Annotated in this window: 23 protein-coding genes and 1 pseudogene; 17 read left to right on the top strand and 7 right to left on the bottom strand. The window is 61.4% G+C overall.

Annotation, left to right across the window (positions count from 1 at the left end; translation table 11 throughout):
- The first annotated feature begins 4 nt into the window (after window positions 1-4).
- From F3089_RS04455 to F3089_RS04415, 9 genes and pseudogenes are all read left to right on the top strand, one after another.
- Window positions 5-1213, top strand: a complete 1209-nt coding sequence (locus F3089_RS04455; RefSeq protein WP_151439624.1) for an O-succinylhomoserine sulfhydrylase — start codon at window positions 5-7, stop codon at window positions 1211-1213.
- 81 nt (window positions 1214-1294) lie between these two features.
- Window positions 1295-3856: a DNA translocase FtsK gene (locus F3089_RS04450; protein WP_151439623.1), complete on the top strand. Its 2562-nt coding sequence runs from the start codon at window positions 1295-1297 to the stop codon at window positions 3854-3856.
- Window positions 3857-4516 (top strand): outer membrane lipoprotein periplasmic chaperone LolA, encoded by a 660-nt coding sequence (lolA, locus tag F3089_RS04445; RefSeq protein ID WP_151439622.1) that lies wholly within the window; start codon window positions 3857-3859, stop codon window positions 4514-4516.
- Window positions 4516-5871: a replication-associated recombination protein A gene (locus F3089_RS04440; RefSeq protein ID WP_151439621.1), complete on the top strand. Its 1356-nt coding sequence runs from the start codon at window positions 4516-4518 to the stop codon at window positions 5869-5871. The genes lolA and F3089_RS04440 overlap by 1 nt, the downstream gene beginning before the upstream one ends.
- Window positions 5872-5891: 20 nt before the next feature.
- Complete coding sequence (serS, locus tag F3089_RS04435) at window positions 5892-7178, top strand: serine--tRNA ligase (RefSeq protein ID WP_151439620.1); 1287 nt, start codon at window positions 5892-5894, stop codon at window positions 7176-7178.
- A 77-nt stretch (window positions 7179-7255) separates the two neighbouring features.
- A pseudogene (gene cobA, locus F3089_RS04430) lies at window positions 7256-8053 on the top strand (uroporphyrinogen-III C-methyltransferase); the annotation flags it as partial.
- A 157-nt stretch (window positions 8054-8210) separates the two neighbouring features.
- Window positions 8211-8873 (top strand): hypothetical protein, encoded by a 663-nt coding sequence (locus F3089_RS04425; RefSeq protein ID WP_151439618.1) that lies wholly within the window; start codon window positions 8211-8213, stop codon window positions 8871-8873.
- A 1-nt stretch (window position 8874) separates the two neighbouring features.
- Complete coding sequence (locus F3089_RS04420; RefSeq protein WP_151439617.1) at window positions 8875-9168, top strand: hypothetical protein; 294 nt, start codon at window positions 8875-8877, stop codon at window positions 9166-9168.
- Window positions 9169-9646: 478 nt separating this feature from the next.
- Window positions 9647-9955 carry a hypothetical protein gene (locus tag F3089_RS04415; protein ID WP_151439616.1) on the top strand — a complete coding sequence of 103 codons (309 nt, stop codon included), beginning with the start codon at window positions 9647-9649 and terminating at the stop codon, window positions 9953-9955.
- A 37-nt stretch (window positions 9956-9992) separates the two neighbouring features.
- On the opposite strand, the gene F3089_RS04410 is transcribed toward F3089_RS04415, so the two are convergent.
- Window positions 9993-11066 carry a 3-deoxy-7-phosphoheptulonate synthase gene (locus F3089_RS04410; protein WP_151439615.1) on the bottom strand — a complete coding sequence of 358 codons (1074 nt, stop codon included), beginning with the start codon at window positions 11064-11066 and terminating at the stop codon, window positions 9993-9995.
- A gap of 150 nt (window positions 11067-11216) precedes the next feature.
- On the opposite strand from F3089_RS04410, the gene F3089_RS04405 reads away from it, so the two are divergent.
- Complete coding sequence (locus tag F3089_RS04405; protein WP_151439614.1) at window positions 11217-12974, top strand: DUF1631 family protein; 1758 nt, start codon at window positions 11217-11219, stop codon at window positions 12972-12974.
- The gene (locus F3089_RS04400; RefSeq protein ID WP_095616750.1) at window positions 12974-13342 is read left to right on the top strand and encodes a PilZ domain-containing protein; all 369 of its coding nucleotides are present in this window, start codon (window positions 12974-12976) and stop codon (window positions 13340-13342) included. The genes F3089_RS04405 and F3089_RS04400 overlap by 1 nt, the downstream gene beginning before the upstream one ends.
- Before the next feature lie 5 nt (window positions 13343-13347).
- On the opposite strand, the gene F3089_RS04395 is transcribed toward F3089_RS04400, so the two are convergent.
- The 3 genes from F3089_RS04395 to gloB form a co-directional block, all read right to left on the bottom strand.
- Entirely contained in the window at window positions 13348-14136 is a 789-nt protein-coding gene (locus tag F3089_RS04395) for an enoyl-ACP reductase FabI (RefSeq protein WP_151439613.1), read from the bottom strand.
- A gap of 7 nt (window positions 14137-14143) precedes the next feature.
- Entirely contained in the window at window positions 14144-15763 is a 1620-nt protein-coding gene (locus tag F3089_RS04390; RefSeq protein WP_095616752.1) for a lytic transglycosylase, read from the bottom strand.
- A gap of 129 nt (window positions 15764-15892) precedes the next feature.
- Window positions 15893-16684, bottom strand: a complete 792-nt coding sequence (gene gloB / locus F3089_RS04385) for a hydroxyacylglutathione hydrolase (protein ID WP_095616753.1) — start codon at window positions 16682-16684, stop codon at window positions 15893-15895.
- Window positions 16685-16802: 118 nt separating this feature from the next.
- On the opposite strand from gloB, the gene F3089_RS04380 reads away from it, so the two are divergent.
- The 4 genes from F3089_RS04380 (at window position 16803) to F3089_RS04365 (ending at window position 20516) form a co-directional block, all read left to right on the top strand.
- Window positions 16803-17591, top strand: a complete 789-nt coding sequence (locus tag F3089_RS04380; RefSeq protein ID WP_095616754.1) for a class I SAM-dependent methyltransferase — start codon at window positions 16803-16805, stop codon at window positions 17589-17591.
- Window positions 17588-18034 (top strand): ribonuclease HI, encoded by a 447-nt coding sequence (rnhA, locus tag F3089_RS04375; RefSeq protein ID WP_095616755.1) that lies wholly within the window; start codon window positions 17588-17590, stop codon window positions 18032-18034. The genes F3089_RS04380 and rnhA overlap by 4 nt, the downstream gene beginning before the upstream one ends.
- A gap of 3 nt (window positions 18035-18037) precedes the next feature.
- Window positions 18038-18745, top strand: a complete 708-nt coding sequence (dnaQ, locus tag F3089_RS04370; RefSeq protein ID WP_095616756.1) for a DNA polymerase III subunit epsilon — start codon at window positions 18038-18040, stop codon at window positions 18743-18745.
- A 61-nt stretch (window positions 18746-18806) separates the two neighbouring features.
- Complete coding sequence (locus F3089_RS04365) at window positions 18807-20516, top strand: FimL-related protein (RefSeq protein ID WP_151439612.1); 1710 nt, start codon at window positions 18807-18809, stop codon at window positions 20514-20516.
- A gap of 68 nt (window positions 20517-20584) precedes the next feature.
- On the opposite strand, the gene F3089_RS04360 is transcribed toward F3089_RS04365, so the two are convergent.
- Window positions 20585-20899: an SCP2 sterol-binding domain-containing protein gene (locus F3089_RS04360; RefSeq protein WP_095616758.1), complete on the bottom strand. Its 315-nt coding sequence runs from the start codon at window positions 20897-20899 to the stop codon at window positions 20585-20587.
- Window positions 20900-21093: 194 nt separating this feature from the next.
- On the opposite strand from F3089_RS04360, the gene sohB reads away from it, so the two are divergent.
- Window positions 21094-22146: a protease SohB gene (sohB, locus tag F3089_RS04355; protein ID WP_151439611.1), complete on the top strand. Its 1053-nt coding sequence runs from the start codon at window positions 21094-21096 to the stop codon at window positions 22144-22146.
- A gap of 88 nt (window positions 22147-22234) precedes the next feature.
- Window positions 22235-22375, top strand: a complete 141-nt coding sequence (locus F3089_RS15825; RefSeq protein WP_192497272.1) for a hypothetical protein — start codon at window positions 22235-22237, stop codon at window positions 22373-22375.
- A gap of 23 nt (window positions 22376-22398) precedes the next feature.
- On the opposite strand, the gene F3089_RS04350 is transcribed toward F3089_RS15825, so the two are convergent.
- Both F3089_RS04350 and metH read right to left on the bottom strand, forming a co-directional pair.
- On the bottom strand, window positions 22399-22617 hold the full coding sequence (locus tag F3089_RS04350; RefSeq protein ID WP_225741667.1) for a DUF2970 domain-containing protein: 219 nt from the start codon (window positions 22615-22617) through the stop codon (window positions 22399-22401).
- A gap of 123 nt (window positions 22618-22740) precedes the next feature.
- Complete coding sequence (gene metH / locus F3089_RS04345) at window positions 22741-26439, bottom strand: methionine synthase (protein ID WP_151439610.1); 3699 nt, start codon at window positions 26437-26439, stop codon at window positions 22741-22743.
- Between the last annotated feature and the right edge of the window lie 295 nt (window positions 26440-26734).

The following is a 26734-nucleotide window of genomic DNA, read 5'->3' as shown; positions in this document are numbered from 1 at the left end:
ACCCATGAGTGATTCCAGCAAGCAGGTGCCGCATGCCGATCTGACCGGCACACGGGTCGAAACCCGGGCCGTGCGCGCGGGTCAGCGGCGGACGCCGGAACTTGAGCACAGCGAAGCCCTGTATCCGACGTCCAGCTTTGTCTACAACAGCGCGGCCCAGGCAGCGGCACGTTTTGCCGGGGATGAGCCGGGCAATATCTATTCCCGGTTCACCAATCCCACGGTCGCCACCTTTGAGGACCGCATTGCCGCTCTGGAGGGCGGTGAACGCGGGGTAGCCACAGCCTCGGGTATGTCCGCGATACTCGCGACGTTCATGGGCCTGCTCCAGCAGGGGGATCACATCGTGTGCTCCCGCGGCGTCTTTGGCACCACTACGGTTCTGCTGCAGAAGTACATGGCCCGTTTCGGTATCGAGACCACCTTCGTGGACCTGACCAGCCAGGCGGAGTGGGAAGCGGCGATCCGGCCCGAGACCCGGATGCTCTTTCTCGAGACCCCTTCCAACCCCCTGGGGGAAATCGCCGACATGGAGGCCCTGGCGACCCTGGCGCACAGCAATGAGGCGCTGCTGGTGGTGGACAACTGCCTGTGCACGCCCGTTCTGCAGCAGCCGTTCCGCCATGGGGCGGATATTGTCATCCATTCAGCCACCAAGTACCTGGATGGTCAGGGCCGTTGCGTGGGTGGAGCCGTGGTCGGAAGCAATCAGCTGATGGAAGAGGTCCATGGTGTGATCCGGTCGGCTGGCCCGACCATGAGTCCGTTCAATGCCTGGGTGTTCCTCAAGGGGCTGGAAACCCTGTCGCTGCGGATGAAGGCCCATTCCGACAATGCCCTGAAAGTGGCCCAGTGGCTGCGTGAACAGCCGGGCATCGAGACCGTTCTCTATGCCGGCCTGCCGGATCACCCGCAGAACGAGCTGGCACGCCACCAGCAGAGTGGCGGCAGCGGCGTGGTGTCCTTCCGGGTCAGAGGTGGCCGTGAGCAGGCGTGGCATCTGATTGACCGCCTCAACCTGTTCTCGATCACCGCCAACCTGGGGGATGCCAAGAGCACGGTTACCCATCCGGCAACCACCACCCATGGACGGCTGTCTGATGAGGAAAAGGAGCGGGGAGGTATCACGGAAAACCTTGTGCGGCTGTCCGTTGGCCTGGAATCGGTCGAGGACCTGATCGAGGATCTCGAGCGGGCGCTTTCCGGCGGCTGAACGAATGGTTGCCGCTTGGACATGTTCTGGCGAATCAGGCCATTACATGTTTAACTTGGGGCAAAGGATCAAGTGGACGCTATGGCACAGGGTAAATCCGGACAGGCGCAGCAGGAGACAGCTCATCGCGGCCAGACCCGCTTCCGTGAGCTGTTGGCCCAGGGAGGGCGTGAAGGCGCGCTGATTGCCCTGATTGTGCTGTGCGTCTATCTGGTGATGGCGCTGGTCTCCCACAATCCATCCGATCCCGGCTGGGCCAGTATCGGGCATGAACTGGACGCCACCAACTATGCCGGCCGCAGTGGCGCCTGGCTCTCAAGCCTGCTGATGACCTTCTTTGGGGAACTCGCCTGGCTCTTCCCAATGCTGGCCGGCTGGTGCGCCATTGTTCTCTACCGCAATCGCGGTACCTATCCGGATTTCCACTGGCCGTTGTTCTTCCTGCGCACCGGTGGTTTTGTGCTCTTCATTTCCGCCAGCTGCGGCCTTTTCGGGCTGTATTCGTTCTTTGGGTTGGGCCCGGACTCCGGTGGAGTGCTTGGCAGCGAGATGGCCATGACCCTGGTTACCATGCTCAACAGGCCGGCGACCACACTGATCCTGGGGGCGATAGCGCTTTTCGGGCTGACGCTGGTAACAGGCCTGTCCTGGATCGCCATGATAGACCGTATCGGGCATGGTGCTGTAATGCTCGGGCGCGGCGTGACCTGGAGCGGCCGTGCCGTTAGCGGGGGGCTGGGCCGGATGCGCCGGAAAGCGGGCGAAGTGCGCCAGGCCCGCCTGGATGCCCCGAAGAAAACCGAGCCGCCCATCGTGAACCGGCGCGTGGACGAACCGTCGCCGGGCCTTCTGAAGCGTCTGGGTCAGCGGTTCAGGCGTGACCGGGCCGTATCCGGAAAGCCGGAACCGCAGCGGCGTGAACCCGTAATGAGTGACGAGGTGGAATCGGAGCAGCCGTCGCTGCCGCTGGTGGTGGATACCGTTGATGAGGCACCCGACGGGGAAGCCGATCAGCAGGCGGTGACGATCACACGCTTCCAGGGCCAAGGGGCAGGCAAGGCGCAGCCAGAGTCCGAGCAGAAGAAAGACAAAGGAAAACGGGGTCGCCGGGGTAATGGCAAGGTGGTTGATAAAGGGCAAAGTCCCGTGCCCCCAGTCAGCCTTCTGGACGAACCCGGGCCCCATAAGAAACAGGGCTATTCAGCGGATTCGCTGCAGTACATGTCGCGCCTGCTGGAGGAAAAACTGGCGGACTTCGGGGTGGCCGTGGAAGTGGTCGAGGTCAATCCCGGACCGGTGATCACCCGCTTCGAGATCAAGCCGGCGGCTGGCGTGAAGGTCAGTCGGATCTCCAATCTGGCGAAGGATCTGGCGCGGGCCCTGGCGGTTTACAGCGTCCGTGTGGTGGAAGTGATCCCGGGGAAGTCTGTGGTGGGCATCGAGATCCCGAACGAGGAGCGGGAGATGGTGAAGCTGTCCGAGATCCTGTCCTCGGCCAGCTATTCAAAATCCGGTTCCGCTCTCACTCTGGCGCTGGGCAACGACATTGGTGGTGAGCCCGTGGTGGCTGACCTGGGCAAGATGCCACACCTGCTGGTGGCCGGCACCACGGGGTCGGGGAAGTCCGTGGGCGTGAACGCCATGATCCTGAGCATGCTCCTCAAGGCCACGCCCGAGGAAGTGCGCATGATCATGATCGACCCCAAGATGCTGGAGCTGTCGATCTACGAGGGGATTCCGCACCTGCTGGCGCCGGTGGTCACGGACATGAAGGAGGCCGCCAACGCCCTGCGCTGGTGTGTTGCGGAAATGGAACGGCGCTACCAGCTGATGTCCTCCCAGGGTGTCCGCAACCTGGCCGGTTACAACCGCAAGGTGCGGGACGCCCGGGAGCGCGGCGAACCCATAAAGGACCCGCTCTGGAACCCGCAGAACGCGCTGGACCCCAGCGAGGACGCACGCCCGGAACTCGAGCCGTTGCCGTACATCGTTGTGGTTGTGGATGAGTTCGCGGACATGATGATGATCGTGGGCAAGAAGGTGGAAGAGCTTATTGCCCGCATCGCCCAGAAGGCGCGGGCGGCCGGCATCCACCTGATCCTGGCGACCCAGCGGCCCTCGGTGGATGTGATCACTGGCCTGATCAAGGCGAACATTCCCACACGGGCATCGTTCTCCGTTCAGTCCAAGGTGGACTCACGCACGGTGTTGGACCAGGGCGGTGCCGAGCAGCTTCTGGGTAATGGCGACATGCTTTACCTACCTCCGGGTTCCAGCAATCCCGAGCGGGTACACGGGGCTTTTGTGGATGATGATGAGGTTCACCGGATTGTCGAAGCCTGGAAGCAGCGCGGTGAGCCGGACTACGTGGACGATGTGCTCAGCGGCGGAGACAGTGACAGCGTACCTGGAATCGCCGCTATGGGCGGTGAAGACAGCGAGCAGGATGCGCTCTTTGACGAGGCTGTGGCTTTTGTCACCGAGAGTGGCCGGGTTTCGATCTCTTCCGTGCAGCGCAAATTCAAGATTGGATACAACCGGGCGGCCAACCTGGTGGAAGCCATGGAGTCGGCGGGTGTTGTCAGCGCCGCCGGCCAGAATGGTTCCCGCGAGGTGCTTGCTGCCCCGCCACCGAGAGACTAGATGATGACAAGACGGACCGCGATTGCACTGATCATGCTCTGCCTGGCAGCCCTTCCGGCTTTTGGTCAATCGGCTGATACAGAGGATGCCGCAGAGCTGCTCAGTAAACGCCTTTCGGATTACAGGAGCTATCAGGCGGATTTTCAGCAGACGGTGCAGAGCCCTGACGGCGAACGGCTTCAGAAGACCACGGGTGAGCTGAGCGCCCGGCGCGGCGGCGATTTCTTCTGGCATACCGATCCGCCCATGGAACAGAAGATTGTGACTTCCGGGGAGAAGGTGCGTGTCTATGACCCGGATCTGCGCCAGGTAACCATCTATCCCCTTGAAGAACGCATTGCCTCAACACCGGCCCTGCTTCTCTCCGGTGAGGTGAGCAACCTGTCGGAAACCTTCCGGATCCGGCGCGAGACAACCAGAAAGGGCGAGCGGTTCATTCTGGAACCGCTGGATAAGGACACGCTCTTCCTGGAACTGAGTATGCGGTTCGACAGCGAGGGTGTGTTGCAGGGCATGGAGCTGCACGACTCCCTCGACCAGCGCAGCGACCTGCAGTTCCGCAATGTGGTTCTCAATGAATCCATTCCCGATGAGCGTTTCGAGCTGGACGCGCCTGACGACGTGGATGTGATCCGCAGCGGAGGCAATGGGGCCCGCTGATGCAGGAGGGGCTGTTCGGCACTGACAACGGGCGGCATCAGCCCCTGGCGGCGCGTATGCGACCGCGCGGGCTGACCGACTATGTCGGCCAGCCGCACCTGGTAGGCGAGGGCAAGCCGCTGCGTCGTGCCGTGGAGGAGAACCAGCTCCACTCCATGATCCTCTGGGGCCCGCCGGGCGTCGGTAAGACGACCTTTGCACGGCTACTGGCGGAACAGACCTCGGCGTATTTCGAGACGCTGTCAGCTGTGGCCGCTGGGGTGAAGGATATCCGGAATGCGGTGGATGCGGCCCGGGAACGGCTGGAGATGAACGGCCAGGAAACCCTGTTGTTCGTGGACGAGGTCCACCGTTTCAACAAGTCCCAGCAGGACGCCTTCCTCCCGCATATCGAGGAAGGCACCGTCATCTTCGTGGGCGCTACCACCGAGAACCCGTCGTTCGAACTCAACAGCGCGCTGCTGTCACGCACGCGTGTGTACGTGCTGCGGGATCTTGAGGAAGCGGATCTTGTGGCGCTGCTGCGGCGTGCGCTCGAAGCGGAAGATGGGCTCAACCAGGCGGTGTCGGTGTCCGACGAGGTGCTTGGAATGATGGCCCGGGCGGCGGATGGCGATGCGCGGCGGGCACTCAACAGCCTCGAGGTGGGCGCGGATCTTGCTCGGGATGAGGGTGGCGAAAAACCCGTCATTGATGAAGCCGTTCTGGGGGAAGTGCTGCAGACGTCGCTGCGGCGTTTCGACAAGGGCGGCGATGTTTTCTACGATCAGATCTCCGCGCTGCACAAGTCGGTGCGCGGATCTGATCCGGATGCGGCCCTTTATTGGATGTGCCGGATGCTGGATGGCGGCTGCGACCCGTTGTATATTGCGCGCCGGCTGGTGCGCATTGCCAGCGAGGACATCGGTAACGCCGACCCCAGGGCCCTGAGCCTGAGTATGGAAGGATGGCAGGTGCAGGAGCGGCTGGGGAGCCCGGAAGGCGAGCTGACACTGGCGCAGGTGGTGACCTACCTGGCGCTGGCGCCCAAGAGCATCGGCGTCTATCGGGCGTTCAACGAATGCATGGCCCTGGTGCGCAAAGACCAGGACCGCCCGGTGCCGGTGCATCTGCGCAACGCGCCCACGAAACTGATGAAGGAACAGGGCTATGGCGCGGAATACCGCTATGCCCATGATGAACCCGAGGCGTTTGCGGCGGGTGAGAGCTACATGCCGGAAGCGCTCCACGGCACGCGCTTCTATGAGCCGGAACCGCGTGGCCTGGAACAGAAACTGGCGGAAAAGCGCGCCTATCTCGATCGGCTGAATGCCGCGAGCGACCGGCAGCGCTATCCGGAAGGAAACAACAACTGACGACTGGACAAGAGAGCATCATGCTGGATCCCAAATGGGTGCGAACCGATCCTGACACCGTGGCTGCCCAGCTGGCACGGCGCGGTTATGAGCTGGACACCGGGCGGGTGCGTGAACTGGAAACCCGCCGGCGTGACCTCCAGACGCGGACCGAGGAACTCCAGGCGGAGCAGAAACGCCGCTCCAAGGCCATTGGGGAAGCCAAACGCAACGGCGAGGACGCTCAACCGCTGATGGACGAGGTGGAATCCCTCAAGCAGCAGAAGGCGGACGCAGAACACCAGCTCAGGGAGCTCCAGGCGGAGCTCAACGCCTTCCTCGAGGGGATTCCGAATGTGCCGGATGAGACGGTGCCCGAGGGGGATTCCGACGAGGACAACGTTGAGATCCGGCGCTGGGGCGAACCCGCGGAACCGGCCTTTGAACCGGTGGATCATGTGACCCTGGGCGAAGGCCTTGGGGGGATGGACTTTGCTGCAGCCGCCACCATCGCCCGGGCACGGTTTGCGGTGATGCAGGGTGGGGTGGCGCGCCTGCACCGCGCGCTGACCCAGTTCATGCTGGATCTGCACACCGCCGAGCACGGCTATACGGAAACCTATCTGCCGTACCTGGTGAACAGCGACAGCCTCACCGGTACCGGGCAACTGCCCAAGTTTGAGGAAGATCTCTTCCGGATTGACGGTGATCGGGATCTCTACCTGATTCCCACCGCCGAAGTGCCCGCCACCAATCTGGTGCGGGACAGCATCCTGGGAGCAGAGGAACTGCCGAAGCGGATGGTCTGCCACACGCCGTGCTTCCGCAGCGAGGCCGGGGCCTATGGCAAGGATACCCGGGGCATGATCCGCCAGCACCAGTTCGAGAAGGTTGAGCTGATTCACATTGTGCGGCCCGAGGAGTCCGACGCCGCCCTTGAAGCTCTTACCGGTCATGCGGAGACCATACTGCAGCGGCTCGAGCTGCCATACAGGGTGGTTACCCTTTGCGGTGGCGATATGGGCTTCGCGGCTGCCCGGACCTACGACCTGGAAGTCTGGCTTCCCGGGCAGTCCGCCTACCGGGAGATTTCCTCCTGCAGCAACACCCGTGACTTCCAGGCGCGGCGCATGCAGGCGCGCTGGCGCAACCCGGAGACGGGTAAACCAGAGCTGGTCAATACACTGAATGGCTCGGGCCTGGCGGTCGGGCGCGCCCTGGTCGCAGTACTGGAGAACTATCAGGACGCGGACGGCCGGGTCCGTATTCCGGAGGCGCTGAAGCCTTACATGGGCGGCATTACCGAGCTTGTACCTGAAGGAGTCTGAAGCCGATGGTTACTCAGTGGGTGAAGGATCGCCTCAGAAGCCTCCTGCCTCCCGGCAGGACAACCTCCACGGAAAACCAGCGGGGAGGCGAGGTCTATCTGGTGGGGGCGGGACCCGGGGATCCGGACCTGCTTACCATCAAGGCGCTGCGTCTGCTGCGAGAGGCGGATGTGGTGCTTCATGACCGGCTGGTATCCCCGCCTATCATGGATCTTATCAACGAGGATGCGGAGATTATCCATGTGGGCAAGGCACGCTCCAATCACAGTGTGCCCCAGGACCGGATCAACGAGCTGCTGGTGGAATACGCGCAGGCCGGCAAGCGGGTCGTGCGGCTCAAGGGCGGGGATCCGTTCATCTTCGGGCGTGGCGGCGAGGAGATCGAACGCCTGGCGGAACACGGTGTGCCCTTCCAGGTGGTTCCCGGCATCACGGCAGCCCAGGGGTGTTCAGCCTATGCCGGGATACCGCTGACACACCGGGATCACGCCCAGTCGGTGCGTTTCATTACCGGCCACCTTAAGAACGACACCACGGACCTGCCCTGGCAGGACTTCGTCCAGAACCGGCAGACACTGGTTTTCTACATGGGCCTTGTCGGACTTCCTGTGATTACGCGCGAGCTGGTCGCCCACGGAATGGCGGCGGAAACACCCTGTGCACTGGTGTCCAAAGGGACCACGCCGGATCAGCAGGTGGTCTGCGGTACCCTGGAGTCCATTGTGGAGGCGGTCGAGCAGGCGGAGGTTCGGGCACCGACCATTATTATCGTGGGGGATGTGGTGAGCCTGAGAGGCCAGCTTGGCTGGCTGGAGCAGATGCCAGCCGAGCTGGAGGCGTTCAGCCCCGGTGACGGTGGGGAATCTGGTCCCTGAGTTCGGTCTGTATAGCGCCTTGGCAAGTTGGTGATCGACTATCGTTTATATGAGGTGATGGCGTTCCTGGTTTGTCTGGCAGCGGGCCTTGATCCTGTTTCATTGCGGGTGGTAATTTTCCTGTCTAGGTAAGTATTGATAAACAGGGAGGTTTAGCATGAGCACACCCGCCATTGCAGATCGTTACGTTACCAGGGATTTCAGGAACGCCCCGCTCATATCCTTGGCGGACCTTATGGGACTCAAGCGTTATAAAGATGAGATCCTGGGGGCACCAGAGGTCTATTCACCGATTCTTTCCGGAATAGCCGTTCACCGGCATCTTCCTGAGCCTCAACAGCGGCAGGTCAACAGGGCAGTTGTTAAAGGCATTCCTGGCAGCCACCTTCAAACCCAGTTGATGAACAGAATTTCCGCTCAGAGAGTCCAGCCGTACTGGTATATGTGGTCTCTCTCCGATAAGGAGCTGAAGGCGTTTTACAGCTTCAACTCGAACACGGCGGCTGTTACCAATGAATTTAACCCGATTCCCATTCCTGATTTAACCGTCACAACTGTGGCCGGTGGCCTTTACTTTATGGCCAAAGGACGCTTGCGCGAAGCGGCACTGGAAAAATTGTCCTCGTTAAAGACGAGTGAGCTGGTGACGGCTGTTGGTCGGCGTTTTGGGTTGGGGGAAGGGGCTGTAGCGGCTCTTGGTAAGACGGCTCTTCCGGCCCTGATAGTGATTTCAGGCATCAATATCATGGCGAAGAATCAGTCTGAACAAGCCAAGAAGGAATTGGCGGCCCGTGGCCTACTTGCGTACGAGGATCTGTAGAATGCTCATTCTTCTCCTTGCAAGTGGCTTAGCCGGTTCGTTTTTTTATTATGTAGGGCTGTGGACTATCAAAGAGGGAAGGCTTTCAAAGGGCTTACTAAATTGGTCGCGTTGCGTCGCCACGCCTGCCCTACTTTTGGCCGTATGCGCAACGGCAACCACTGAGTATTTTTATGAGGATGCACCCTATCTATTGACGCTGGAATTGTGGCTGCTGTTCATCCTTGCTCTTGAGCCGGCTTACCTCCTGACCGACGAGGTTGATGCGCGGCAGACGAAGGAGGGTGAGGCGTGAATCGTCAGTGTGCTGTCTGGTGATGGGCCCGGGAGTTCATGATATGACAGTTCTCTTGATTACCGGGTTGGGTGCTGTGCTTCTGCTCTACATGGGTTTGAAAGCGATTAAGAGGCGATACGTTTCGAGGGGGCTATTGACGTGGCTTGGGACCGTTGGACTCCCGGGATTGTTATTCGCCCTCTGTGCCAGTGCCATGATCGGCTGTTTTTTTGGTAACCCTCCGTATTATCTGACGCTGGCGATCTGGCCAGTGTTCATGCTTGGCTTGGAACCTGGTTATCGCCTGGTCGGGTATGCGGAAGGGTGAATCACAGGGAACGGGGGATATAGAGCAATGGATGGATGCCTCAATGCGGTTTTTCCTGACTCGCGGTACTTCAGGGCATGGCTATTCGTATTGCTGACGCCATGCTTGTACAGCCCCTCCGGATGGTCGGAAGAGTCAGGGTTCCGCTATGAGGAGCGCCTAGTTCCGGTGGCTCGTACCTATAACGATCTCCAGCTTTGTTCCAATTTTGCGTTTGAATTTGAAGGCAATGAAACACTTGCTGATCGTTACCTGAATGTTTCCCAGAGTCTCTATGAAGCGTCCGAGAGTTCCGGATGGACGCCTGACGAGTTTGCATCCGCACTCGTGGTAGTCCAAAAAGACATGAGTTCGATGAACGTTCGAGAGGGCGAGACACGAGAGAGATTCAGCCGCCGCCATTACTCCGGCGCCCCCTGCGAGGACGCTGTGGAGCGGGCTGAAGCCTATCTTGAGGGTGATCTACCCAAGCCTTGAATGGTTGGGGCGCAGATGCCCATCGATCTCGAGGCGTTCAGCCCCGGTGACGGTGGGGAATCTGGTCCCTGAGTTCGTCCCGCATCTGGCGGATGGCCCTGTCGGTGGTTTCCCAGTCGATGCAGGCGTCGGTCACGGATACGCCATATTCCATTTCGTCCATGGCGGCAAGCTTCTGCTTGCCCCAGTTGATGTTGCTCTCGACCATCAGCCCGATGATGGACCGGTTACCTTCCTTGATCTGATGGGTGACGTCCTGCATGACCAGCGGCTGAACGGCCGGATCCTTGTTGGAGTTGGCGTGGCTACAGTCTACCATGATGGCATTGCGTACATCCGCTGCCTGCAGCTCTTTCTCGCAGAGCGCGACGTTCACTGAATCGTAGTTCGGGCTGCCACCGCCACCGCGCAGTACCACGTGGCTGTAGGGGTTGCCTTTCGTCCGGGTGATGGCCACCTGGCCGTTCTGGTCAATGCCCAGGAAGCTGTGCGGGTTGGCAGTGGAGTTCATGGCGTTGACCGCCACATCCAGACTACCGTCCGTACCGTTCTTGAAGCCCACGGCCATGGACAGACCACTGCTCATCTCGCGGTGGGTCTGGGATTCCGTGGTACGCGCCCCGATGGCGGACCAGGCAATGGTGTCCTGGAGGTACTGGGGAGCCGTGGGGTCCAGGGCTTCGGTGGCCGTTGGCAGGCCCAGCTCGGCTATATCAAGCAGGAGCTTGCGTCCGATGTAGAGGCCACGCTCGATATCGAAGCTGTCATCCAGATGCGGGTCGTTGATCAGACCCTTCCAGCCAGTGGTGGTCCGCGGCTTCTCGAAATAGACGCGCATCACGAGGAATAGGGTGTCGCTGACTTCATCCGCCAGCGCCTTCAGGCGCCGGGCATAGTCCAGGGCGGCATCGGGGTCGTGGATCGAACAGGGCCCCACAACCAGGAACAGGCGCGGATCCTTGCCATCGAGGATGTTGTTGATGGTCTGGCGGCCTTCCAGCACGGTCCGGCGCGCCGCATCGGTCAATGGCAGCTGCTCCTTGAGCGCCGCCGGCGTGGTCAGTACCTGCTGTTCCTCAATGTTGACGTTCTCGATGTCGCTGCTTGCCATGACTGCCTCTTGTCCACCCATGCACGGAAACGGGCCGATATAGTGCGTCAAATCCCACAGTGATGCAATCCGGCGGGCTGCTGAGCTGGCCGGCACCGGTCGCCTGGTTTAAGGTGTATTCCAGACATCCATGACCCTGCGGGGCGACGCGTGAGCCTGATTGAATCCATCATCACCGAGCTGCGGATACCGGATCTGCCGTATCCGGTGGGGCAGTCCGTGCCGGATGAGCACTCCCTCTGGCGCCGGACTCTGTCTGAGGCATGGCAGGCCGGTAGTGACGAGCGGGTTGTGACTCATCTGCAGCGGATGGATGCTGTCTGGAGCATGCGTCAGGTCAACGCCGCCTACCTGGCGGATCGCATCATGAACGTCTTTCTGCGCCGCTCAGGTCTTCATCCCTATCTGGTGCACCGTGCGGCGCGCCTGCGTTTCTGGCTGGCGCTCGACCTTGAGGCACGCGCCGATGGGGCGGTGTCCGAACAGCGCCCGTTGCACCGCTGGCTGGACAGCCTTCAGGCACTGCGGGGCTGGAGCCGAACGGGGGGCCGTTCCGACAGACCGGTGGAAAGCCATCTTGCGGCTATGGAACAGGCGGTGGGCGAGGCGTTCCGGACCGGCGGGGAAGAGCCACTTGAGGCCTGCGTCAGTGACTGGCTGGAACAGATCAGCCACCAGGCTGAACAGGCCGAGCGTGTGGCGCAACGGCTGTGGCAGACCGAGTCCGGCGCGGCCGGCCAGCGCGCCGCGGAGCAGGCAGTGCGGGCGGCGCTTTCGCGCACCTGCCGGGGGCGGCAGCTCCCCGCCAGCCTCTGGGCCTTCATCGAGGATGACTGGCGGGTACTGATGCGTCGGGCGGCTCTGGAACACGGCATTGATTCCGAGCCCTGGCGCCATGCCTTCCGCCTTCTGGAATGGCTGATCTGGGTTGGGGATGGGAATCTGTGTGGCCAGGACCGGAACCGGCTCTATCACGTCGGGGAACAACTCACTGACAAACTGGTGCAGGTGGTCACCCTGGTGGAGGGGCGTGATCCGGATCCACAGCGCTTTGCACCGGTGGATGCGCTTCTTGCCAGGCGCCTGCGGGATGAAGCGGTGGAGCAGGAGGCCGCGAGCATACCGGAAGCGGATCCGCGCTGGCTTGAGAGACCCGATGAGGCTCAGGGGGATGAGGCCCGTAGCTGGGTGGGCAGCTGGTATCTGTACGAGGCGGATGGCCAACAGATCCGACAGTTTCTGACCGGTTTTCTGGAGGAAACCGGCGAGGTGCTCTGGACCAATGCCCGGGGCGCCAAGCTTGATATCGAGCCCTTCCGGTCGGTCAGGGAGCGATTTGAGGCCGGTGAGCTTACCCATCTGCCGGAAGCCTACCCCTTTGCCGGCGTACTCAGTGATACTCTGGACAGCCTCCAGCGAGTGCTGGAGTCCCAGAGAAAGCAGCGCGAAGAGGCGCGGGACAAAGCACGGGAGGAAGCGGAGGCTTTGCGCCGGGCCCAGGAGCAGGCGTTTGAAGAAGAGCGCCAGCGGGAGCAGGAGCGCGAGGAACGGGAGGCCCGTGAGCGGGCGGAAGCGGAAAGGGAAGCCCGGGATGAGGCCGAGACACGGCGCATCAATGACGAAGCGGAAATCCGGGAGAAGGTGTTGGCGGAAGTGGATCGTCTGGAGGCCGGAAGCTGGATCCAGCTTGGCAGCGGGGAGGAAGCGCTGCGGCTGAAGCTGGCTTTGCGTATCAGGGCTTCCGGAAAACTGGTGTTCGTGGACCGGTACGGTCTCAATCGCCGGGAGATCCTGCGCGAAGATCTGGCCACCCGTGCACGGGATGGGGAAGCGCAGCTGCTCAGTGAAGGCGCTGAGTTTGCGGATACGCTTTCCCGCGTTGTGGGACGACTGCGGGTGGGGCGCTGATGACAGGAACCTGGAAGCCGGAAGACGGAGAACAGCGGGACGAATACCGGATTGCCGGGCGTATTGTGGCGGATCTCCAGGTGGCGGACGGTGTGGGTGACGAACCACCCCGCTGGCTGCGCTGCCGCACACGGGACATCTCCGCCAGTGGCCTCAGTGTTACCGCGGACGAGCCGGTTGTGGAGGGGGCTCTGCTGAATCTGAAGGTGACGGTGGATGACAGCGCCGTTCACTCGCTGCTGACCGAGGTACGTTCGTGCCGGGAATGGGCGGATGGCTTCTGGCGGGTTGGTCTTGCGGTGCTGGATACGGGTGACGACAGCCTTCCTGCCTGGAAGGAGACTGTCGCCATCCTGCTGGAGGCCTGAGCCCTTCAGTCCTCTATCGGGTTCATGCCCATGTTGCGGAATCCGGCATCCACATAGATGACCTCGCCCGTTATACCGCTTGCCATATCGGAGGTCAGGAAGGCCGCCGTGTTGCCAACCTCCTTTGTGGTGACATTGCGCTGGAGGGGCGTGCGCTTTTCATTCTCCGCGAGCATGCGCCGGAAACTCTTGATGCCTGAGGCCGCGAGGGTCTTGATGGGGCCGGCTGAAACGGCATTCACGCGGATGCCTTCCGGACCCATGGAGGCGGCCAGGTAGCGGACGCTGGCTTCCAGGCTGGCCTTGGCCAGACCCATGACATTGTAGTTGGGCAGAACCAGCTGCGAGCCCACGTACGTCATGGTCAGGATGGAGCCGTTCCGCCCCTGCATCAGAGGCCGTGCTTCGCGGGCCAGCGCCGTCAGGCTGTAGGAGCTGATGTCATGGGCCATCTTGAAGCCTTCACGGCTGGTTACATCGGTGAAGTCGCCGTCAAGCTCTTCGCCGGGAGCGAAGCCCACCGAGTGCACCAGGATGTCGAGGCCACCCCAGTGTTCGTTGAGGGACTCGAACAGTTCCGCGATCTGCTGATCGTCGGAGACATCGCAGGGGAACACCATGTTGCTGTTCCAGCTCTCGGCAAAGCCTTCCACCCGGGATTTGAGCTTTTCGTTCTGATAGGTGAGCGCAAGCTCGGCACCCTGTTCATGCAGTGCCTGGGCAATGCCAGTGGCGATTGAGTGTTTGCTGGCGACGCCGACGACCAGCGCTTTCTTTCCGTCCAGTATTCCCATGCTGACCTCAGTGTGTGTTGCGTATGTCCACGTACAGCTTAAGCCGCTGTCCGGGCTGAAGATAGTCCTGTGTATTGATGTTGTTCCACTGGGCGATCTGGGAGACGCCCACGTTGAAGCGGTTCGCGATGTGGCGGAGGGAGTCGCCGGAGCGCACCGTATAGCCCACGCGCCGGACCATTTCACGGCGTTCGCTCCGGGGCTGCTGCTTGTCTGTCCAGATGGCGAGCGTATCCCCGGGCCGCAGGGTGTCGCCGGGCGCCAGATTATTCCAGCTGGCCAGTTTGCTGACGGCGACATCATGCGCACTGGCGATATCCCAGAGCGTGTCTCCGGCGTTGACACGGTAGTCAATGCGGTTCTGCCCCTTGTTGCCGGAGGCGGCCTGGCGTGCTGCCCTGCGGTTGGATTCGCTCAGGGTATAGGCATTGCTGGCGTTGCCGGCAGATGGGATCAGCAGGCGCTCGCCCTTGCGGATGGTGTGGCCCCGGATGTCGTTGTGCTGGCGGATCACATCGGGGGTCGTATTGAAGGAACGTGCAATGCTGATCAGGGTATCGCCACTCTGGATGGTGTAATTGCGCCAGCTCACCCGCTGGTCCTCGGGCAGGGTGGTCAGCGCTTCCCGGAACCTGTCCGCTGAATCGGCGGGTACAAGCAGTCGGTGCGGGCCGTCCGGAGCCGTCGCCCAGCGGTTGAAGCCGGGATTGAGCCGATAGATCTCGTTCACTCCGACTCCGGCCATGCTGGCAGCCTGTGCCAGATCCAGCTGGCCGCCGATATCCACCACCTCGAAGTAGGGATCATCCGGAATGGGTTCAAGCTGGATACCGTGGGCTTCCGGGTCCGCCACGATACGGGCCAGGGCTATAAGCTTGGGCACGTAATGACGGGTTTCTCTCGGTAGATGGAGGTTCCAGTAGTCCGTGGGTCTTCCCTGGCGCTCGTTGCGTCGTATGGCACGCAGTACCCGGCCGGCACCGGCATTGTAGGAGGCGAGGGCGAGTTCGTAATCGCCGTCGAATCGCCCCGATAGCCGCTCCAGGTAGCTCAGAGCGCCCTGGGTGGCGCTGATGATGTCACGGCGCCCGTCATACCACCAGTTCTGCTCCATGCCGAAAGCGCGGCCCGTGGCTGGAATGAACTGCCAGATTCCGGATGCCCGGCCATGGGAATAGGCGAACGGATCATAGGCGCTTTCGACCAGCGGCAGGAGTGCCAGTTCGCCGGGCATGTCCCGCTTCTCGATCTCGCGGATGATGTAGGGCAGGTATCGGCGGGCCCTTTCCGCAGTCCGGTCCATGTAGGACTGGTTACGGCTGTACCAGGCGAGCTGGTCGCGCACGCGCTCGTCGTTGACGTCAAGATCAAGCTTGAAGCTGTCCCGCAACCGGTGCCAGACCGTGTCATAGCCGTCATCCGTTTCGTCGGGCCCATCCTCGGCTTTTCTCTGGTGCTCGGGGCGCAGCGCTCCATCGTTGCGCACGTCGGCATCCATCCGCGCGGCCCGGGTAATGGGCGGTGGATTGCTCTCAGTACTGGCCCCCTGGGGCTGGAGACTTTCGCAGCCTGACAGCAGTGGCAGGCTGATGGCTGAAAGCAGGCATAGGAGCGGAACGTAATGCATAGGGACAGCCGGTTGGTTGAAGCCTGTGACAAACCCGGTTCACACAGCGTATCGGGATTCTAGGAAGGGCCCTGAGTACCGTCAATTAAACCGGGTAAGTTTTAATGTGGGTTCTGTTAAAAGCGGTTTTCAGCCGCGGAAACCGTCCTTCCACTCCCGGATGATGCCGAAGATGCGGTCCCCGTCGAGCCCGTGCTCGCCGGCCCTGGTTTCCGCCGAACTTACCACGGCCGGGTCATCCCAGCGCAGGAAGGGGTTAAGGCGGCGTTCCTGCCCGAGGGTGGTGGGGACCGAGGGCTGGCCGGCTTCACGCAACCGTTCAACCTTGGTCTGGTATTCCGCAAGCTCTGTGTCGTCCGGTGTGACGGCGCGCGCAAAGGCGACATTGGCGCGGGTGTATTCGTGGCCGCAGCACACCAGAGTGTTGTCCGGCCATTCGCGGAGTTTTACCAGGGAAGCGCGCATCTGTGCGGGGTTGCCCTCGAACAGCCGACCACATCCGCAGGCGAACAGGGCATCACCACAGAGGGTTATGGGTTGGCTGAGCCCCGGGCTGTCGCTGTTGAAGGCAATGTGATCACGCGTGTGTCCGGGTACGGCCAGGATCTGGAATGACAGCGCCCGCCAGCCCAGGGTGTCACCTTCACGCAGGGGGTTGGTGATGCCGCCAAAGGGTGAATCCGCAGGGCCGTGCACGGGCACGCCGCTGTCGCCGATCAGCTTGCCCACCCCCTGGGTGTGGTCCGGGTGGTGATGGGTCAGGAGAACCGCCTCAAGCGTCAGGCTGTTGCGCTCGAGGAAATCCAGGGCAGGGGCTGCTTCGCCGGGATCCACAATCAGCGCGGCTTTGCTTTCTGTATCATGGATGCACCAGATGTAGTTGTCGCTGAGTGCGGGGATGGCATCGACCTGATAGCTCATAGCGGACTCCGTTACTGGATTCACCCCCATTATAGGAAAACCAGAGCCTGTGACGAGAGCGCACTTGCCAGCTGTGGCGCAGGGCTCGACAATTGCGCTGCGGATAGGGGGAATCAGTATGAACGCAGAGGCATTCGCACACTGGCTCGGAACCGGGCTGGGTTCGGCTCTGCTGAACCAGGAACAGGCCTGTGTGGCGACGGCCATGACCCGTGTCTTCGGTACACGCCATCTTGAGGTTGGTCTGGATTCGGCACTGGCGGTCACACCACGCCTGCCGGAGGGGCAGCAGCCACAGGTGCTGCCCAAAGTGAACTCTGATACGGATCGCGGGCCGGTCATCGCCAGGCCCGAGGAGTTGCCCTTCCATGATGACTGGATGGACTCGGTGGTGCTGCACCACACGCTGGATCTGGCCGAGGACCCACGTCAGGCCCTGAGGGAAGCGGTGAGGGTAGTGCGCTCCGGTGGTCAGGTCATCGTCATCGGGTTCAACCCGGTTGGGCTCTGGGGCCTGCGCCGATTGTTCGGCCTTCGGCGTGAGGCGCCCTGGAACAGCCGCTTCCTATTGGCAAGGCGTGTTCAGGACTGGGCGCAGGTGCTCGGGTGCTGTGTGGCACCGGCACGCTACGGGTTCTTCCGCCCGCCGGTCGGTGGCCGCCGCCTGCAGACGCGGCTGGCCTTTCTCGAACCTTTCTATGAACGGGGGATTCAGGTGCCTTTCGGGGGATTCTATTGTGTTGTAGCGGAAAAACGGGATGCGGCGGGGATTCCGCTGCGGCCGGTGATGCCCGAACCCGGGGTGGCATCCATGCCGGTTGCAAATCGTAACGTGTCACCTGGGATGGGACGGGCCAGACTGAGGGTGGTGAAAACCCGCCCCGGTGACAGCGGAGAGCTTTCATGAGCCAGGTGACGCTGTACACGGATGGCGCGTGCAAGGGCAATCCGGGGCCGGGCGGATGGGGTGTGGTGCTGCGTTACGGTGACCACGAGAAACACCTCTGGGGTGGCGAGCCGGGCACCACTAACAACCGCATGGAGCTGCGGGCCGCGATCGAGGGGTTGGCAGCGCTCAGGCGCCAGTGCGACGTGGACATCTACACGGACTCGCAGTACGTGCGCAACGGCATCAACCAGTGGATGGCCAACTGGAAGCGTAATGGCTGGAAAACATCGGCACGCAAGCCGGTCAAGAACGCGGAACTGTGGCAGAGGCTGGATGAACTGGTTCAGTCACACCGGATCCAGTGGCACTGGGTACGTGGGCACAGCGGTAACGATGGCAACGAACAGGCCGACGCCCTGGCAAACAGGGGAGCGGCGGAAGTGATGGAAGGCAGGGGCTGAAGCATGCGTCAGATTGTGCTGGATACTGAGACCACGGGGCTGGAACCCGAGCAGGGTCATCGGATCATTGAGATCGGCTGCGTGGAAGTTGCCGATCGTGAGCTGACCGGCCGTCACTACCATGTGTACATCAACCCGGAACGGGAGGTGGAGGACAGCGCCATCGAGGTCCACGGGATCACCAATGAGTTCCTGGCCGACAAACCGACATTCCGGGAGATTGCGGATGAGTTCCTGGAGTTCATCCGTGGCGCCGAGCTGATCATCCATAACGCGCCCTTTGACGTGGGTTTCATGGACCATGAGTTCGGGATGCTTGACGGGGGCTACCCGCGCACTACTGATGTGTGCGGCATCCGGGACTCGCTGGTGATGGCGCGCAGCAAGCACCCGGGGCAGAAGAATAACCTGGATGTGCTGTGCCGTCGCTACGGTATCGACAACAGTAACCGGGAACTGCACGGGGCACTGCTGGATGCTGAGATACTGGCCCTGGTCTATCTGGCGATGACCGGCGGTCAGACAGCTCTGTCCCTGGGAGAGGCTGAGGACGGACAGGATGCCGGTACGGAAATCCGGCGGCTGGATCCCGGGCGATCCCCGCTGGCTGTCCCCGAGGCGGATGAAGAGGAACTGAATGCGCATCGGGCCTTCCTCGATGGCATGGCAGCCAAGACCAATGTGCTCTGGGACGAGCAGGGTATTTCTTGAGAAAACTGAAAAACCTGCTACAGGTTATTGAATATCTGACTCTATAGTGGAAGCCCCGTTTATGGTGCAGGCGTCACTGGCAAGCAAGACCCAGTCCTTCGGGCTGGTCCGCGAGGAGATCGAACAGACGATCGGTCAGGCGGAACAGAGTCTTGAGCAGTTCCAGGAGAACCGTGAAAGCGAGGAGGATCTGCAGAACTGTGTGGATTATCTCAATCAGCTGCGCGGGATTTTTTCCCTGGTGGAACTCAAGGGAGGCGCGCTGCTCTGTCAGGAAGCGGTGGTCCTGGCGAACGAGGTGCCAGTGGGGGCCACGGATGACAAGAACAACCTTCTGACCGCGCTCAGTAACGCCCTGTTCACACTGAGGCGTTACATCGAATACTACCAGCGCCAGCAGGTGGATCGGCCCGAGCTGTTGCTGCCGGTGGTCAACGAGATCCGTGAAGCACGGCGGGATACACCCTATCCGGATTCCTGGTTCTTCGGTGCCGGCCTGAGTGTGGCTCCCGATTTCTGTGGCCAGCGTCCGGTGCCGCCACTGGCGACCTCTGACGAGTCGGAATTCGAGGTGCACGCACGCCGCTTCCGCCTGATGTACCAGGTGGGGTTGCTCGGGCTGCTGCGCAATCAGGATCCCAGAACCAGCTGTCGGCTGATCTCGCGTTCGGCCCATGGTCTTGCAAGGCTTTGTGGTGAGGGCGCGATGCAGTCGTTCTGGTGCCTGGTCAGCATGACAGCCGATGTGCTGGATGAGCAGCAGCTGCCGGTTGAGCGCAACCGCAAGCGGCTGTTCATGCGCATCGAGAAGCAGGCGCGGGACCTGGTCTACAGCCGCAGTTCGGTGGCACAGCAGTCGCCGTCGGATGCACTGGTGCGCGAACTCGTCTATATCCTCTACCGCAGCGGCTCCAGCGATCCGGAAGTACGGAGTGTTCTGGATAACAGTGGGTTGGGGCAGCCGGATATCACCGAGGCAGAGCTGATTGAGCATCAGCGCCACCTGTATGGGCCTGGCGCCGACGTTCTGCGCTCCTTTGCGGCCGCGATCAATGAGGAGTTGAGCGAACTCAAGGACCGGCTGGATATTGTCGAACGGGGGATCGATCCGGACACCACGGAGCTCGCGACCATCGCTGATTCCCTGGAACGGGTGGGTAACTCCCTGCTGATTCTGGACCTCCATCAGCTCAGTTCGCTGGCTCGCCAGGAAGCCGGACGCCTCAGGGACTGGGAGCAGAAAGGCGCGCTGCCATCGGAAGGGGAGCTCTATGCAGTCGCGGATGCCGTTCTGAATATTGAGGAGGCGGCCCAGCACCTGGCCAGCCATGGCATTACGGCGGACACCGATCGTCTTGCGCACAAGGTGCGGCGGGATGAGGGGTCGGTCTACGTGCAGGAAGCGCTGATTGTGCTCAGTGACGAGGCCAGTTCAGCGCTTACCCTGGCGAAACAGGCGATTACCGCGTTTCTTGAATCCGATTTCGATAAGCTGCATCTGGCGAACGTGCCGGCCACCCTGCGCAGTATCGAGGGTGGGATGCAGCTTCTCGGAAACGAGAACGCGGCCCGTGTTGTCGCCCGTGTGACGGGGGCGATCGAGAACCAGCTTCTGAACACTCAGCAGCCACCGGAATCACGGATTCTGGAAGCATTGGCGGATGCCATCACCTCACTGGAGTATTACATCGAGGAGCTGGGAATGAATGCCGCGCCGAACCCGGAACTGCTCCGCCTGGCGGAGACATCACTCCAGGATGTGGGTCTCTAGAGGGGCAGGGAAGTACGCATCGAAGGTGGTCGGGAACGCCGGTGGGTTCGGCGTTCCCGGGTAAGGCCTCAGCCGATGTTGAACAGCTCACCCAGCTTGGTGGCCAGCATCATGTCGCCTTCAGCGCGCAGCTGCCCGGCCATGAATGCCTGCATGCCATCTGTCTCGCCGCTGACGATCCCCTGAAGGGTCTCCGAGTTCATGATCAGGGTCACGGACGGGTCGTCATGTGTGCCTTCCTTCAGATCACAGGTGCCGTCCTTGATGATCAGGTGATAGGAGGCATCGTCCTCGATGTCGAACTGGAATACCAGGTCCAGGCCGGCAGCAGCGTCCGCGTTGAAGTTCTTCTCGAGTTTTTCGAATACGGGTTGTACAGACATGCTCGAAGTCCTTGGTTGCCGTTGTTGTTTCGCCATGGGATGGCTTCGGCCGACTGTAGGTGGGGGCGTCAATGCTGTCAAGCTTGATCGAACGCTTGTTTGAATACCCGAATCACCGGGTTCTTATGCTGTGCCGTGGTGATGCGTAGAATAGTCACGGGTTGTGTATGGAACTTTCGGTAAAGGAGTGATTGGTGGAGATTCTTGCGGAATACGGGCTTTTCCTGGCCAAGATCGTGACCTTCGCAGTGGCCGCTCTGATCGTGGCGGCGATGATCATGGCGGCGGCGCAGCGTGGGCGCAACCAGGAGGATGAGGGCGAACTGCAGGTGGTCAGGGTGAACGATCGCCTGCGGGACAACCGCGAGACCCTGGAGGCCCATCTGCATGAGGGGGCCGGCCGCCGAAAGTGGCTCAGGGATCTCAGGCGCAGCCGGAAAAAGGAGAAAAAGGCGGAACGCCAGAATGAGAGTGACGGGGCGCAGCGCCGCGGGCGCCTGTATGTGGTGGATTTCCATGGGGACCTGAAGGCCAGCCAGACCGGTGGGCTGCGCCGCTGTATCACGGCCATACTCGGAGTGGCCGAGCCCGGGCGGGACGAGGTCATGATCCGGCTCGAAAGCTCCGGCGGCATGGTGCATTCCTACGGCTATGCGGCGGCGCAGCTGGACCGGGTCCGCCGCGCCGGACTGCCGCTGACGGCCTGTGTCGACAAGGTCGCCGCCAGCGGAGGCTACATGATGGCCTGTGTCGCGGACCGGATTATCGCCTCTCCGTTCGCGATTCTGGGCTCCATTGGTGTGGTGGCTCAGCTTCCGAACGTGCACCGTCTGCTCAAGCGCAATGACGTGGATTTCGAGGTTCTGACCGCGGGCGAGTACAAGCGGACCCTGACGGTGTTCGGGGAAAACACCGAGAAAGGCCGGCGCAAGTTCACCGAGGACCTGGAGCAGACCCATCAGCTGTTCAAGGACTACGTGAGTGAACACCGGCCGGCGGTGGATATCGACAGCGTCGCCACCGGGGAGATCTGGTTTGGCCGTCAGGCACTGGACGTGAACCTGGCGGACGAGCTCAAGACCTCGGACCAGGTCATGACCGAGGCCTGCGAGGAGCGTGATGTCCTGCTGGTACGCTATGAACGCCGCCGCACCCTGCCCGAGAGGCTTGGCCTCAGTGCCGCGAGTGCCGTGGAGTCGGGTATCATGAAAGGAGTTGAGTGGGTCCGGGCCGGACGTTTCCAGTGAACGGCCGCGGACGCTGGCAAGGGGGCCCAAGGCGGGTTATCATGGTCACCGTCGCCGATTGACCATAAGCATTTGTTGGGAGAAAGCAATGAGCTACGGCAACCAGAACGAAGAAGGCCGGAACGACGCGGCACCGAATGAAAGCGACGAGCGTGTCGATGCATTTGCTGCGGTCGGGCTGATCCTGCTCTTCGTGGCACTTGCGACCACCTTTGTTGCCACGCAGTAACCCTGTGTGAAACGCCGGGGCGCTCAGGCCGCCCCGGTGCTCTCCAGAACGATCTTCACAATAAGCGCGATACCCACCACGAAGACTACACCGAAGATGATCCCGCCGATGATGAATGGCCAGGGCGAAGACGCGCTGAAGTCCTTCTGACGATTGCTCTCTGAATTCACGCCCAGCGCGGCGGCGAGGATGCTGAAAACCACCTGCCAGAGTCCGGGTTTGTTCTGATCACTATGGCTCACAAAACCTCCTGTGGGCTGGTTTGATCCGACCATTATAAAGCAATAAAAAACGGGCATCAGGTGGCCTGACGCCCGTTTGCGTTCTTCTACCCGGAGCCCTCCCGGAGGAGGGCTGTGAGCGGATTACTCGTCCGGGTCGTAGGCGAGGTTGGACATCATCCAGCGCTCCACTTCGGACTTCTTCATGTCCTTGCGCTTGGCGTAGTCCTCGACCTGATCCACGCTGATCTTGCCCACCGCGAAGTATTTGGACTCCGGATGTGCGAAGTACCAGCCGGAGACCGCCGCTGCCGGCAGCATGGCGTTGCTGTCGGTAAGCTCCATGCCGGCGTTGGCTTCGGCCTCAAGCAGGCGGAACAGCTCGGGCTTCTCCGTGTGGTCCGGGCAGGCCGGGTAGCCGGCCGCCGGACGGATGCCCTGGTAGCGCTCCTTGATCAGGTCCTCGGCGCTCAGCTGCTCGTCCGTCTGGTAGCCCCAGAACTCCTTGCGCACGCGCTCGTGCATACGCTCGGCCAGGGCCTCAGCGCAGCGGTCGGCGAGGATCTTCACCATGATCGCGCTGTAGTCGTCGTTCGCCGCCTCGTATTCCTTCGCCAGCTCGTCGGCCTTGTGGCCGGCGGTGACGGCAAAGCCGCCAATGTAATCCGGAATACCGGACTCCTTGGAGGCGATGAAGTCGGACAGGCACATCATGGGCTTGTCCGGCGCCTTGTCATCCTGCTGGCGCAGGTGATGGACGCGGGTCAGAACCTTCTGGCGGGAATCATCGGTGTAGATCTCGATGTCATCGCCCACACGGTTGGCCGGCCAGAAGCCGATCACACCCTTGGCCAGGATCTTCTTCTCGTCGATGAGCCAGTGGAGCATCTTCTGGGCGTCGTCGAAGAGGTTCTTCGCGGTTTCGCCCTTTTCGGGATGTTCCAGAATATCCGGGTATTTGCCCGGCATGTCCCAGCTCTGGAAGAAGGGAGACCAGTCAATGTAGTCCAGCAGTTCCGCCAGGTTGTAGTCCTCGAAGGTCTTCAGACCCAGGAACTCGGGCTTGGTCGGGGTGTAGTTCTCCCAGTCCAGCTCCGGTGCACGGGCACGGGCCTTTTCCAGCGGAATGATCTTGGCCTTGCGGCCCTGGTTCTTGCGCCGCTCGCGGACCTTGTCGTACTCGGCCTTGGTGTTGTCCACCAGTTCCTGCTTGCCGGTCTCGCTCACCAGCTTGGCGGCCACGCCCACACTGCGGGAGGCGTCGTTCACGTAGAGCACCTGGTCGTTCTGGTACTCAGGGTCGATCTTGACCGCGGTGTGCGCCTTCGAGGTGGTAGCGCCGCCGATCAGCAGTGGCACCTGGAAGTCCAGGCGCTGCATTTCCTTGGCCACATGTACCATCTCGTCCAGCGAGGGCGTGATCAGGCCGGAAAGACCGATCATGTCCACGTCCTCTTCCTTGGCCTTCTGCAGGATCTGGTCGCAGGGGACCATGACACCCATGTCGATCACCTCGAAGTTGTTGCACTGCAGTACAACCCCGACGATGTTCTTGCCGATGTCGTGGACGTCGCCCTTGACCGTGGCCATGAGGATCTTGCCCTTGGCCTTCTGGCCTTCGGATTTCAGGGCCTCGATGTAGGGGATCAGGATGGCGACGGCCTTCTTCATCACGCGGGCGCTCTTGACCACCTGGGGGAGGAACATCTTGCCTTCGCCGAAGAGATCGCCGACGACGTTCATGCCGTCCATAAGCGGGCCTTCGATCACCTCGATGGGGTGATCGGCGCGCAGGCGGGCTTCCTCGGTGTCGTCGTCGATGTAGGTGGTGATGCCCTTGACCAGTGCGTGCTCAAGCCGCTTCTCAACCGGCCATTCGCGCCATTCCAGGTCTTCCTGCTTTTCTTCGCCACCCTGGCCCTTGTACTTCTCGGCAATCTCGAGCAGCCGGTCGGTAGCGTCTTCGCGGCGGTTCAGGATCACGTCCTCGACGTGTTCCTTGAGCTCGTCGTTGATGTCCGAATACACCACGAGCTGACCCGGATTCACGATGCCCATGTTCATGCCGGCCTGGACCGCGTGGTACAGGAAGGCCGAGTGCATGGCTTCACGCACGGCATTGTTGCCACGGAAGGAGAACGACAGGTTGCTCACGCCGCCACTGACGGAGGCGTAGGGCAGGTTCTCGCGGATCCAGCGGGTGGCTTCGATAAAGTCCACGCCGTAGTTGTTGTGCTCCTCAATGCCGGTGCCGATCGCCAGGATGTTCGGGTCGAACACAATGTCCTGGGGCGGGAAGCCGTCATTGACCAGCAGGTCGTAGGAGCGCTTACAGATCTCGATCTTGCGCTCGGCGGTGTCCGCCTGGCCCTGCTCGTCGAAGCCCATCACGGTCACGGCCGCGCCGTAACGGCGTACGGTGCGTGCCTTCTTGAGGAAGTCTTCCTCGCCTTCCTTGAGACTGATGGAGTTGACGATGCTCTTGCCCTGGATGCACTTGAGGCTGGCCTCAATGGCTTCCCAGCGCGAGGAGTCGACCATGATCGGAACCTTGGAGATGTCCGGCTCGCCGGCAACCAGGTTCAGGAAGGTGGTCATGCACTCCTTGGCGTCGAGCATGCCCTCGTCCATGTTGATGTCGATGATCTGGGCACCATTCTCAACCTGGTCCTTGGCGACTTCCAGGGCCTCCTCGTACTGCTCCTCCTTGATGAGGCGCAGGAACTTCTTGGAGCCGGTGACGTTGGTGCGCTCGCCCACGTTGATGAAGACCACGTTGTCGTCATCGGTGAACGGCTCCAGGCCGGAGAGACGGAGCCTGGGCTCGCGCTTCGGCACCTTGCGCGGCTCGTACTTGCTGACGCGCTCGGCAATGGCACGGATGTGTTCCGGCGTGGAACCACAGCAGCCGCCGATCACGTTCAGGAAGCCGTCACGCGCAAAGGTTTCGACGATGTCCGCCATCTCTTCCGGCGTCTGGTCGTACTCGCCGAATTCGTTGGGCAGGCCCGCGTTCGGGTGCGTGGTCACGTAGAAGGGGGCCTTGTTGGCAAGCTCTTCCACGTAGGGACGCATGGCGTCCGCGCCCAGGGCGCAGTTGAGGCCGATCAGCAGCGGGTTGCCGTGCTCAACCGAGTTCAGGAACGCCTCGGTGGTCTGGCCGGACAGGGTACGGCCGGAGGCGTCCGTGATGGTGCCGGAGATCATCAACGGCACTTCCTGGCCGGAGTCGATCTCGTACTGCTGGGCGGCGTAGATGGCCGCCTTGGCGTTCAGGGTGTCAAAGATGGTCTCGAGCAGGATGATGTCGACGCCACCGATGATCAGGTTCTCGATGGCCTCGTAGTAGTCCTCGTAGAGGGCATCAAAGCTGGTATTGCGGTAACCGGGGTTGTTCACGTCCGGCGAGATGGACGCCGTCTTGGACGTGGGACCCACGGCACCGGCTACGAAACGCGGCTTGCTCGGATCCTCGGCGGTCTTGGCATCGGCGCATTCACGCGCCAGCTGGGCCGCCTTCTGGTTCAGTTCGGGGACCAGATCCTCCATGTAGTAGTCGGACTGCGACACCCGTGTGGAGTTGAACGTGTTGGTCTCGATGATGTCCGCACCGGCATCCATGTACTGCTTGTGGATGTCCCAGAGCTTTTCGGGTTGGCTCAGGCAGAGCAGGTCGTTGTTGCCCTTGACCTCGTATTCGTAATCCTTGAACCGCTCACCGCGATACTGTGCCTCGCTGAGCTGAAGGTTCTGGATTTCGGTACCCATGCCGCCATCCAGGATGACGATACGTTCCTGCAGCGCCTTTCGGAGCTGCTCGAGTCGAGTTTGTCGATCACTCATTGATTCAACTACCTCATTGTCAGTTATCGAATCTTGAGACAGAAAATGTGCGCCAGGCGGTCACCCTGTGAGGCAGGGAGAGCGTCATCCTGAGCGTTGTCTGAAGGGGGATACTGTCCGTGTCCCTTTCGCGGGTTTTGCTTGAAGTAAATGAATGCTAACACAGAATCCGAAAAAGTCCTGATAGTTCATCAAATTTTTTTGATGTTGTGCAACCGCCGCAATTCCTGACCCCGTTGGTTGGTCTTTTATTCCCGGGAATGCTTCCTTACAATAGGCGCATACTTGACCATCA

The sequence above is a fragment of the Halospina sp. K52047b genome, assembly GCF_008709855.1.
GTDB classification, from domain to species: Bacteria; Pseudomonadota; Gammaproteobacteria; order Pseudomonadales; family Oleiphilaceae; genus Halospina; species Halospina utahensis_B.
This window is presented reverse-complemented; position numbering and strand designations above follow the sequence as displayed.